The following is a 12,064-nucleotide window of genomic DNA, read 5'->3' on the forward strand; positions in this document are numbered from 1 at the left end:
CAATTTTGCTTACTATCTTCAGCCACAGCCCTATTCTAAGTGCCTTATGCAGAAATTGGCTGTCCAATGGAATGCACTTTGATTAAGCTAGTTGTTCCTGATTTACCAATTGGAACACCAGAGGTAATCACTACTTTATCGCCCTTATTCGCTAGACCCATATCTACAACTGTGTTCACCACATTGGTAAACATCTCTTCGGCATTGTGGACTGGTGGGATCAGCAAAGCTTCTACACCCCAAGAAAGCGCTAGTTGGCGATAAGCGGTGATGTCAGGGGTAAGGGCAATAATCGGAGAAGTAGGGCGATATTTAGACACCATTCTCGCCGTATTTCCTGATGAAGTGTTACAGAGAATTGCCCGTGAACCTGTTTCATAAGCGATGCGACACACGGATTCTGCTACAGATTCAGTAACACTGAGACTGCCTGCTTCATGACACCAAGCATGTTTGCTACCCTCATCTAGAGCCTGTTCTGTCCGCACAGCGATGTTGTGCATCATCTCGACGGCAGCGATGGGATATTGCCCGACAGCTGTTTCACCAGAAAGCATTACTGCATCCGTACCATCTAAGATAGAGTTGGCAACATCGGTTGCTTCGGCGCGGGTGGGATCGGGGGCGCTAATCATCGACTCTAGCATTTGGGTGGCTGTAATCACCGGTTTGCCAGCACGATTGCAGCGACGAATAATATCTTTTTGAATTAAGGGTACTTCGTGAATTGGTACTTCTACCCCTAAATCGCCACGAGCAATCATAATTGCGTCGGCAACTTTTAGAATGGAGTCAAAATTCTCTACTGCCTCTGCCCTTTCGATTTTGGCAATTAAGCGGATGGAAGCGCCAGCAGCTTCAATCATCCGTCGTGCGGGTTCTAAGTCTTGTGGCGATCGCACAAAGGATACAGCCACCCAGTCTACACCCAACTGAATGCCAAAGCGCAGATCCAGCAAGTCTTTTTCGGTAATAGAACTAACAGGTAAAGGAGTTTGTGGTAGGTTTACTCCTTTGTGCGTAGAAATTAACCCGCCAATTTTTACTTGGGCGCGAATGTGATCGGCATCGCGAGCAGTAACAATCAACTTGACGCGGCCATCATTAATCAAAATCGGTTCGCCTGGTCGCACCATTGCGAACAAAGTCGGCAATGGTAGAGGTAGTTCGTCGATACTGTCACCCTTTTCTTGCAAAACAAAGGTGACTTCAGTACCAGCTTCTAAATTTAACCCTTCCGGTGGTAAAGTTCCCAAACGAATCTTGGGGCCACACAAGTCTTGCATAATTGCGATCGGCTTTTGCTGCTCATTACTAATTTGTCTAAGATAGTGAGCAGTTTGGGCGTGGAATTCATAAGCCCCGTGAGAAAAATTCAGCCGCGCCACATTCATTCCAGCTTTTACTAAAGCTTGCAGCTTTTCGGGTGCAGATGTAGCCGGGCCAACAGTACAAATGATTTTGGTTCGACGCATAGGGATTAGGGGTTGAGGAGTAACCTGCAAATTTGGATAGTTTGAGCGTAGGCGTAGCCCGTCGTAGACATCGCCTAAGCCATCCAAATTAACATGTGCTTTATATCACTGGTTTTGTAAATAAAGATACTAAATGAGGTTTTCTTTTCAGCATATTTACCATTCAACCCAAATCCTAAAAGCCAAGGGTCAAAAGTCAAAAGTTAATGACCAATGACCAATGACAAATGACTAATGACCAATCAAACCACAGCATCTGTCGGTGCGAGTTTTTCCTTTTGTGACATAGACAACATCAGGTCAATCACGCGATTCGAGTAGCCCCATTCGTTGTCATACCAGGCAATTACCTTAAAGAAGTTAGAGTTCAACTCAATCCCAGCCCCTGCGTCGAAGATACTAGAATGGGTATCGCCTTGAAAATCTGTAGAAACTACTTCTTCATCTGTGTAACCCAAAATACCTGCTAGTGAACCTCCGGCAGCCTCCTTCATGGCAGCACAGATTTCTTTATAAGTAGTAGCTTTGGCAGTTTTGAAAGTTAAATCAACTACAGAGACATCGGGAGTCGGAACTCGCAATGCCATACCAGTCAACCTGCCCTTCAATTCTGGTAAAACCAATGCTACAGCTTTAGCTGCGCCTGTCGAAGAGGGAATAATATTCTGGCTTGCACCTCTACCACCCCGCCAGTCTTTCTTACTGGGGCCGTCTACAGTTGGCTGAGTGGCGGTCATGGCATGGACTGTGGTCATTAACCCTTCGGTCAACCCAAAGTTATCATTGATGACCTTAGCTATGGGAGCTAGACAGTTTGTAGTGCAGCTAGCATTGGAGACAATGATATCCTTGCTGGGATCAAATAGGTGATGATTGACACCCATTAACAGGGTAGTAACTCTATCTGGATCTTTGGTGGGAGCAGAAATTACCACTCGCTTTGCACCTGCTTTCAGGTGGTTTGCGGCTCCTTCGTGGTCAGTGAAGAGTCCGGTAGCTTCCACCACATAATCTGCACCTAATTTCCCCCAAGGTAACTCTGCTGGATTTCTCATCGACACGCAAGGAATGAAGTGGCCGTCAATGAGGATACCATCTTCCTTAGCTTCAACCTTGTGCTTTAATCTGCCGTGGGTTGAGTCGTACTTTAATAGGTAAGCGAGGTTATCTGGTGGTACTAGGTCGTTAATACCTATAAACTCAATGTTGGGATTATCGATGCCAGCGCGAAGCACAAGTCGCCCGATTCGACCGAAGCCATTGATACCAACCTTCAATTTAGTCAAGATTAAACCTACCGTTGTGGAAAGTTGAACAAAAGGAGAAAGTTAAAAGTCAAAATAGATTGCCTTTTACTCTTTACTCTTTGATCCTGACAGTCTCAGTCAGCTAAGGGATATTTACTTGGCATATTTTAAGGATTGGGACGTTGGGCATGGGGCATTAATTATTCTTCCCTGCTCCCCACAATTCAAGTGGGTTGGACAAATCGCTTAATTTCACCACAGGCAATATAAGACTTGCCGTCAGGTGCGGTTTTGACTTCATCAACGACGTAAAGCATACCTTCCTCGCGCACCGATCGCGGAAAACGCATATTCCAATCCGGTTCATATCCGTCGGAAACTACCCTTGCACGGAGCTTGCTGCCATCTTTAACACACTGAACTAAAATGCTGTCCCCTACACTGTCAGATGTGGGAAGATCAGCAGCACTGGCAGGGCCTTTGGAAGCTTTACCTGTGTTAGCTCGATTGGATTGTCTAGGGGCAACGAAGATATCTGTTTCACCGGGTTGAGCAAAACGGGTAATGTTACCACGTACCCGATAGAAAGTGGCATCGCTTGAAAGTTCCAATCCTTCAACAACATAGCGTGCCCCCTCGGCACGAATGGCCCGAGGAAACTGGATGTTCTTGGTTGAATCGTAGCCTTTAGACACGACTTTCACCCGCAGTTTACCCCCTTCACGAACGCAGTACAATTCAACACCGGAACCGACTTCATTCACAATCGACATGGCGTACACTTCATCGCCAGTAGTGACACCGCGACCCACCAAATCGCTGCGATTACGCGTCATTGTTTGGTAAGTCTGATCCCGCATCTCTTTCCGTCCGGCATTGCCTAGAGCTTTTTGGGCAATCCGACCTGCAAAATACTCAAGCTGATCGATTTCTTCAGCAATTTCAAAATTCTCGTTCAACCCTTTATCTCGCAAATCTTTCACAAGCGCCCGCAGGGTTTGTTCAGCTTCCTGATGCTTGCCATGTTCAGCGAGATTAAGGCTAGTCTCTTTAGCTTTAGCAATGGTAAGGCGGCTCAGTTCCAGAATGATATGGCTTGTAGCAGCAAAAGCTGCTTCCTCAACGGTGCTAACTTTGGCAACGACATCGACTGTACCTGAAACGCTTTGAATAACGTCATCTTGCACAACATCGGCGCTGTAATGCAACTTCATCACAGGTAAATCACCAATTTGAGCGCTTGAGATCAGCAGACTTAAACCGAGGAGTTTGTCTTCGCCCTCGTAAAGCTCTCCCAAGGTGATGACAGCTTGACCAGCGTCATTCTGGCTAACTTTAGCCAGACTTAAAGTATCAACCAGGCTGACACCATCAGCCAATTCAAGTGTCACCTTGAGGTTTTGTCCCACTACTGCTCTAAGACTGTCTAACTCAATGCTAAACACTTCAGTTGCTTCGTCGATGCTCTGAATGAAGTAGAAGTTGCCCGTGGCGGCTCTTGCCATACCAATGAGCAGGTCTTCATTGAAACCCTGAGCAAAACCTAACGTAGTTGTGATAATGCCTTCCTCAGCTTTTTGCGCCGATGTCGCCGTCAGTATTTTGGGGTCTTGAATGCCCATATTGGCGTGACCATCGGTAAGCAGGAGAACACGGTTGATTTTTTGCGGATCGAGTTGCGTTTTTACGTGTTCGCAGCCTTTGAGCCATCCCCCCGATAAGTTGGTAATACCGCCTGCTCTCACTTTGCGAATAGAATTTTTCAGTGCGGCTTTGTTAGTCACAGCCTGGGGTGGCACAACACTGTCTACTTCATCGTCGTAAACAACTACTGAGAGAATGTCATCAGACTCAAGTTGATCTACCACAGACTCAGCGGCTTTGAGTGCGTGATGCAAGGGAGCGCCTGCCATAGAGCCGGAACGGTCAATTACAAGAGAAAGGTTAAGGTTACGTCGGGGAGATTTAGCTATGTCAGCACGAAAACGTAGCAGAATATTAGTCTTTAATGAAGATCCTGCGGGGAGGATAGACTGGTCAAATTCGTAACTTGTCTTAATCATTTTTTATATTCCTTGAAATTGCCTGTTATAAGCTACGAGCCTTACGATGCTTGGACAATCAGTGGTTTATTTAGTTTATCCAGAAATAAAAGTTTTCAGTGTAAAAAGTATATTTTATGCAATATTTTATAGTTGTTGTCTCTCGCCAGCGTAGGTAAAGCCCGTTGTAAACATCGCTCTTTCAGGAAATTCCTTGCTGATTCCCCCATACTCAAAAGCGATCGCACTGGTCACAATTGCGGGAAACTGAAAGCATATCTATTAGGAAAGGAGAACCTAATGAGCTGGACTAAAGTTCTTGCAGTCGAAGCACTTTCCCCAGGTGCGCGACAAGTGGTGAAAGTTGGCAACCGGAAAATTCTGGTTTTGAATCACGAAAATCAGCTTTATGCTGTAGATAACAACTGTCCTCACTTAAAATTACCCTTGAAAAGTGGGAAAATCACTGAAAGCGGGGCAATTGTTTGTACCTTCCATCGCAGTGCTTTTGACCTGCGGACTGGTGAGGTACAAGAATGGTGTTCCTGGCCGCCTGGTGTAGGTAAGGTACTCTCGTTGGTTTCACAACAAAAAGCATTACCAGTATTTCCTATTCGTGTAGAAGAAGGCAGTATTTGGGTTGATGTACAAGAGGAATAGCACCCTCTGGCTCAATTTACTGCTATTGGGCAAATATCTGAAGTTGCAAGTAAGCAAAAACCCCAGCTAATTAGTTTAGCTGGGGTTTCTATTAATATTTAGCTAATACAGAGATAGAGCAACTATTGAATGAGAAAATATTATATTTTCTCAAGGAGTTTGAACGCTTTACTGTGGTGTAATGTTGTTTTGTGCGTTACCATTGCCAGCTTCTATAGAAGCTGTAGCACTTTGAGATTGACCTAAATTAACTTTGAATACCTTGTTCTGCTCTTGCTCCAGTTTAGGTAAAGTCAACATTAAAATCCCATCTTTCAGGTCTGCTTTAACTTGTTGATTCTGTAAGTAATTTAATAAAAGAAAAATCTAAAACTAGTTGGGTAAACTGTACAGACATAAGTTGGATTTACCGTATCAAACAAAAAAAGGATGAAAAGCTTGAGAATGTCAAAGTAAGTAGGCAATAATACATATAGCGGTTTGCAGCCTGGGTATAAATAAATCGTAGGAGTGTATAACCGCCTGTACTGTGTGTTTCTTGAGAGCCGTGTTCTTGACACGGACAGAACTATTGTAGAAGGTGTAGTTAAACTTGAACCAAGAACGTTCTTGGACATTGAGGTGGTTGTATCATGAACTCTAGTGTCGCAGCATCGCGGCTTTAATGGCTCGATAGTTGATGCTATTGTCAATCTGATCGAATCAGCACGCTAAAGTCACAGCGAAACACTTTTCAAACAACCTCTAAACAACAATGGTTTTATTTAAAATTTTGTAACAGAGTTTTGCTTTCTGATTTAATGTTCAGTTTGATTAAAAAATTATTTCTGATAAAAAATTAACTTAGTAACTGATATGGATGCTCAAAAAATAAAAATTTTATTAGTTGATGACAACTTAGAGAATTTACATTTTTTATCAGGCATCTTTCAAAACCAAGGTTATCAGGTGCAAAGTGTTGTTTCTAGTGAATTGGCAATTAATACGGCACTGGCTTCTACCCCTGATTTGTTTTTAGTCAACGTTCTCATACTAGAGATAGATTGTTACGCACTTTATCAAAGCTTGAAAGCTAATTATAAAACTCAAGAGATTCCCATAATTGTTTTCGGAATTTTAGATAAAATCTCTGAAATAATAAATATTTTTAATTTAGGTGAGATTGACTATATTACTCAACCATTCCAAACTAAAGAAGCTTTATTACGTGTACAAAATCAACTCACTCTCCTAAGTCTAAAAAAACAGTTAAAACAAAAAGATACCCAACTTCAACAGGAGATTAAAGAGCGCCAACGGGTTGCAGTTGAGTTAAGTATTCGTGACAGACAAATAGAAGAAATTTTCAAAGAAATTCCTATTCACGTTAGCAAAACAATTTGTAGAGAAGTTTACCAAAGCGAACACCTTTTAGTGGAAGCTGCCCTGAAGAAGAGTGAAAGACAGTATCGCCACCTAGTGGAGACATCCCAGGATATGATCTGGTCGGTGGATATTGATGGACTAATTACTTTTGTTAATCCAGCAGTTAAACAGATTTATGGCTACGAACCCCATGAAATGATCGGGCGTGCTTTGACTGATTTTATCTCACCGACACAAGTTGCTCAAGATAAAGTAGCTTTTAAGGGTGTTTTTCAGGGAAAATCTATCTTCCAACATGAAACTACTTGTGTCGCTAAAGATGGTAGTTTACTTTATTTAATGTTTAATGCGATCGCATTACACAACCAAGAAGGTCAGGTTATAGGTATGACAGGCACTGCTAGTAATATTACTCAACGCCGACGTGCAGAAAGATTACTGGGAAAAAAGGCAATTAAGCTCCGCAATCATAACCTCGTGCTAACACAATTGGCACAAAATAAGACGCTTTATCAGGGTGACTTGAAAGCAGCCTTGAGTATAATCACAGAAACGGCTGTTAAGAATATTGGCGTGGAACGAGCTAGTGTCTGGCTGTATGACGAAACAAGCATTAGAATCCAGTGCTTTGACCTATTTGAGGGTAGTCACAATCAACATAGTGAAGGACTATCCTTTTCAGCAGTAGACTATCCAGCTTATTTTGCAGCTTTGCAGCAAGACCAACCAATCGCCGCCAATGATGCTCATTCCGATCCTAGAACTAAAGAGTTTTCTGCGTCTTACTCAAGATTAAACATTATCTCCATACTCGATACACCTATTAGATTAGAGGGAAAAACCGTAGGAGTTTTATGTCTGGAGGCAGTGGGAGTTACTCATCATTGGACGCTAGAAGACCAAAATTTCGCTCGCTCTTTGGGCAATTTAACATCTTTGGCGTTGGAGGCAAAAGAACGCCAACGCGCAGAAGCAGCACGAAGAGCTTCTGAAGAAAAGTTAGCATCAGCTTTTCGGTCATCTCCCGATCCAATTGCCTTAATTACTGTTGGCAACAAACGCTACATCGAAGTTAACGACAGCTTTTGTCGGTTTTTTGGTTATTCTCGTTCTCAGGTGATCGATCGCACCAATGAAGAATTGAATCTTTGGGTGAATCCAGAAGAATATAATTTTTTCACTCACATCCTGCAACAAAAAAAAGCCATCCGTAACTATGAGATTGATGTCTGCACTTCAACAGGAGAAATCAGGACAACACTGTTGAGTGCAGAAATGATCAAGATTGATGAGCAATGGTACGTACTGGGTACAACGAAAGATATTACCGAACGCAAGCAGGCAGAAAATGAAAGCCGCTTGTTACTGTTGACAACCCAAGCCATCACTCGCGCTAATGATGTCAACAGCGCCTTAGCAGTAGTCTTGCGCTTAATTTGTCACACCATTGGCTGGGATTTTGGTGAGGCGTGGATATCTAATAAAGATGGGACTGTTTTAGAACACAATCTTGGCTGGTACGGAGAAGAGAATAGTTTAGCCGAATTTTCCAGCCAAAGCCAAACTGTGAAATTTGCTCTGGGATTGGGACTACCAGGAAGAATTTGGCAGAGCCAGGAGCCAGAATGGATAGAAGATGTTTCTCAAGTTACAGAGCCAGTTTTTTTGCGATCGCACCAAGCAGCAAAGGCGGGATTAAAAGCTGTTTTTGGTGTTCCCATACTAGCTGGGAACCAAGTATTAGCTGTTTTAGTATTTTTTAAACGTAGCTCAGTAGTAGAAGATCGGCGTTTGCTCTTGCTAGTCAGCGCTGTTGCTGCTCAGTTAGGTGGGTTGATTGAGCGCAAAACTTTAGAACAAGAACTAGCACTCAGAGAAGCTCGCCTCAATGCCTTTTTTAGCAGCGCTCCCGTCGGCATGAACATTGTAGACAGCCAGTTGCGGTTTGTGCAAATCAACCAACTGCTAGCGGAGATAAATGGACTACCCCAGCAAGATCATATTGGCAAGACTATCTATGAAGTTTTACCCCACATCGCCCTCGAAATAGAACCAATTTATCAACAGGTTCTCTTGACTGGTGAACCCATTCTTAATCAAGAATTAAGCGGCGTATCAATTAAACAACCAGATATTATCCGCCACTTCTTAGCTTCTTATTTTCCGATTCCTGGTGAAGGCGATCGCCCCTCTGGTGTCGGTACAGTTTTAGTAGAAATTAGCTATCGCAAACATATTGAACAAGAACTGGGTTTAGCAAACGAACGCCTTCAATATCTACTCACCTCAAGCCCTGTAGTAATTTATAGCAGCAAAACATCAGAGGATTTTAATACTACCTTTATTAGTGAAAACGTTAAAGAAATGGTGGGCTACGAAGCGCGGGAATTTATCGAAAATTCCAGTTTCTGGCTCCATCACGTCCACCCACACGATATTGAACTTATCTCGGAAAAATTTTCCCATCTGATTGAGCAGGAGTACATTGCTTACGAATACCGTTGGTTACATGCTGATGGAACTTATCACTGGTTCTACGAAAAGATGAGGTTAATTTATGACGAAGCTAACTACCCAATAGAGTGCGTTGGTTATTGGGCAGACATTAACGATCGCAAATTGGCAGAATTAGCTTTGCAGTCAGGTCAACAGCAATATCAACTTTTAGCAGAAGCCTCGCCAGCTTGTATATTTCACACTGATGCAGATGGCAATGTCTTATATTTTAATCAACGTTGGAGTGAAATTACTGGATGCAGTTTAGAAGAATCACTGGGAAGAGGTTGGGTAAATGCTGTACATCCAGATGACCGTGAGCAGCTATTGTTTACATGGAGTCAAGCAAGAGTTGCTAAATCAATGTATAAATACGAAAATCGTATTTTACGTGATGATAGTACCATCGTTTGGGTAATTTGTCAGGCTTTGCCAGAATTCAGAGACAATGGCGAAATTAAAGGCTACATCGGTACAATTACAGATATTACCGAGAGAAAATTGGCAGAAGAAGCCTTGCGTGAGAGTGCAGAACGAGAAAGAGCGATCGCTCAAGTAATTCAAAGGATGCGCCAAACCCTCGATTTAGAAACAATATTCGCGGCTACCACCGAAGAATTACGGCAAGTACTCAACTGCGATCGGGTTGTTGTCTATCGTTTCAATCCCCACTGGAGTGGCGAATTTGTCTCTGAGTCGGTGGCTAACGGTTGGATTTCTTTAATAGAAGAACACAACAATGATCCCTATCTGACAGAGGGTATTTTACAAGATGGCCGTTGCCTAGCAAAAATTTTGAATATTGTGGATAACCAGGTGGAAGATTATTATGTGCAAGCAACCCCAGGTGCAGGTTTCCGCAGTGTCCCAGACATTTACAACGCTGAGTTTGATCCTGTTTATATCAAACTCTTAGAGCGCTTTCAGGCAAAAGCCTATATTATTGTCCCCATTTTGTATGGTAGTCAGCTTTGGGGATTACTAGCGAGTTATCAAAATTCCGATCCCCGCCAATGGAAACCAGAAGAAATCAACATTGTAGTTCAAATTGGCAATCAGTTGGGTGTTGCTTTACAGCAGGCACAATTGCTAGCGCAAACTCAAAGGCAGTCACAAGCGTTGCAAGAAGCTGTGATCGTTGCTGATACTGCTAACCGCGCCAAAAGCGAATTTCTTGCCAACATGAGCCACGAATTGCGTACCCCACTCAACGCTATCCTCGGTTTTACCCAAGTCATGAGCCACGATCATGATTTATCTACTGAACATCAGCAAAATCTAGCAATCATTAATCGTGCTGGCGAACATCTCCTCAACTTAATTAACGACATTTTAGAAATGTCTAAAATTGAAGCCGGCAGAATCACATTAAATCTCAACAGTTTTGACTTAATTCGCCTCTTAGAAAACCTCGAAGAGATGTTACGCTTCCGTGCCATCTCCAAAGGATTAGAATTAGTTTTTGAATATACATCTTACCTCCCGCAGTACATCCAAGCTGATGAAAGTAAGCTGCGTCAAGTTTTACTTAACCTCTTAGGAAATGCAATCAAATTTACTGATACTGGGAGGGTAACGCTGCGGGTGGGGATGGGAGTAGGGGGAGCAGGGGAGCAGAGGAGAATAATTAATCCTCAATTTCCAATCCTCAATTCCCAACCCCTAATGTTCGAGGTACAAGACACTGGTTGCGGTATTGCCGCACAAGAAATTGACTTGCTGTTTGAAGCTTTTGGGCAAACTGAAACCGGAAGAAAATCGCAACAGGGAACAGGGTTAGGTTTAGCAATTAGCCGTAAATACGTGCAACTAATGGGGGGAGATATTAGTGTTACTAGCACTATTAACGAAGGAAGTAAATTTGCTTTTGATATTCAAATTGGTCTAGCCACAGCAAGCGAAATCCAGGTCAAAAAAACTAGCCGCCAAGTTATTAGTTTAACGCCCGATCAAAGCGAATACCGCATTTTAGTGGTTGATGACGCTATAGACAGCCGTTTAGTGCTAGTGAAAATTCTGACATCCATCGGTTTTGCAGTCCAGGAAGCGGCAAATGGCAGCGAAGCGATCGCACTTTGGCAGACATGGCAACCACACCTAATTTTAATGGATATGCGGATGCCGATTATGGATGGCTACGAAGCCACAAAAGTTATTAAAACTAGAGAAACCTCAATCCAAAATCTCAGTTGCGCTTCCAGCACAGCAGAGGTGCAACCTAATATGCAAAATCGGCAGACTATTATTATTGCCTTAACTGCTAATGCCTTTGAGGAACAACGCGAGGCAATGCTGAAAGCGGGTTGCGATGATTATATTAACAAGCCTTTCCGTGAAGAACAATTACTAGAAAAATTGAGCAAATATTTAGGAGCTCAATATATTTATCAAGAAGAAAGCTATCAGCTAACAAACGCAGAGCAACAAGGAAAAAAATCAATATTGACGCTCATAGATTTAGCTCCTTTATTATCTGCAATGTCACCTGAATGGGTGAAGAAATTGTGTAATGCCGCAGCTCAATGTAGTGATGACCTAATTTTAGAATTAATTGAGCAAATCCCTTCAGAAAATGCCGTATTGCAAAATACTATTAAGAATTTAGCCCATGATTTTCAGTTTGAAAAAATTATGGAATTAACGAGTATTTCCGAAGCATTATAGCAATTCTCATTTTAATGAGATACATAGTAGGGGCGCACATTTGTGCATTGGTGTCAATTTCAGCCTAAATCCCTTTAAAAGCTCGTTTCCAGCCTCTGGGCTGAAAATGCTTTTG

The 12,064-nt window shown here is 42.7% G+C and carries 6 protein-coding genes; 2 read left to right on the plus strand and 4 right to left on the minus strand.

From position 1 onward, the window contains the following. Positions 1-44: 44 nt before the first annotated feature. The 3 genes from pyk to ANSO36C_RS02855 all read right to left on the minus strand — a co-directional run bounded on the left by pyk (position 45) and on the right by ANSO36C_RS02855 (position 4,785). Positions 45-1,475, minus strand: a complete 1,431-nt coding sequence (gene pyk, locus ANSO36C_RS02845) for a pyruvate kinase (RefSeq protein ID WP_251958300.1) — start codon at positions 1,473-1,475, stop codon at positions 45-47. A gap of 242 nt (positions 1,476-1,717) precedes the next feature. Then, entirely contained in the window at positions 1,718-2,761 is a 1,044-nt protein-coding gene (gene gap / locus ANSO36C_RS02850) for a type I glyceraldehyde-3-phosphate dehydrogenase (protein ID WP_251958301.1), read from the minus strand. A gap of 185 nt (positions 2,762-2,946) precedes the next feature. Next, a complete protein-coding gene (locus ANSO36C_RS02855) occupies positions 2,947-4,785 on the minus strand; it encodes a vWA domain-containing protein (protein WP_251958302.1) in 1,839 nt (612 codons plus the stop codon). Between the two features lie 279 nt (positions 4,786-5,064). Here ANSO36C_RS02855 and ANSO36C_RS02860 point away from each other — a divergent pair, with 279 nt between their 5' ends. Then, complete coding sequence (locus tag ANSO36C_RS02860; RefSeq protein ID WP_251958303.1) at positions 5,065-5,424, plus strand: Rieske (2Fe-2S) protein; 360 nt, start codon at positions 5,065-5,067, stop codon at positions 5,422-5,424. Positions 5,425-5,592: 168 nt separating this feature from the next. Here ANSO36C_RS02860 and ANSO36C_RS02865 read toward each other — a convergent pair whose 3' ends face one another. After that, the gene (locus tag ANSO36C_RS02865) at positions 5,593-5,790 is read right to left on the minus strand and encodes an Hsp20 family protein (RefSeq protein WP_410174705.1); all 198 of its coding nucleotides are present in this window, start codon (positions 5,788-5,790) and stop codon (positions 5,593-5,595) included. A gap of 489 nt (positions 5,791-6,279) precedes the next feature. On the opposite strand from ANSO36C_RS02865, the gene ANSO36C_RS02870 reads away from it, so the two are divergent. After that, positions 6,280-11,949, plus strand: a complete 5,670-nt coding sequence (locus tag ANSO36C_RS02870) for a PAS domain S-box protein (RefSeq protein ID WP_251958304.1) — start codon at positions 6,280-6,282, stop codon at positions 11,947-11,949. Positions 11,950-12,064 lie beyond the last annotated feature (115 nt).

This window comes from Nostoc cf. commune SO-36, from assembly GCF_023734775.1.
Lineage (GTDB): Bacteria > Cyanobacteriota > Cyanobacteriia > Cyanobacteriales > Nostocaceae > Nostoc > Nostoc commune_A.

Coding starts and splice junctions, on each gene's coding strand:
- pyk (WP_251958300.1), bottom strand. CDS start 1,475: ATGCGTCGAACCAAAATCATTTGTACTGTTGGCCCGGCTACATCTGCA.
- ANSO36C_RS02860 (WP_251958303.1), top strand. CDS start 5,065: ATGAGCTGGACTAAAGTTCTTGCAGTCGAAGCACTTTCCCCAGGTGCG.
- ANSO36C_RS02870 (WP_251958304.1), top strand. CDS start 6,280: ATGGATGCTCAAAAAATAAAAATTTTATTAGTTGATGACAACTTAGAG.
- ANSO36C_RS02855 (WP_251958302.1), bottom strand. CDS start 4,785: ATGATTAAGACAAGTTACGAATTTGACCAGTCTATCCTCCCCGCAGGA.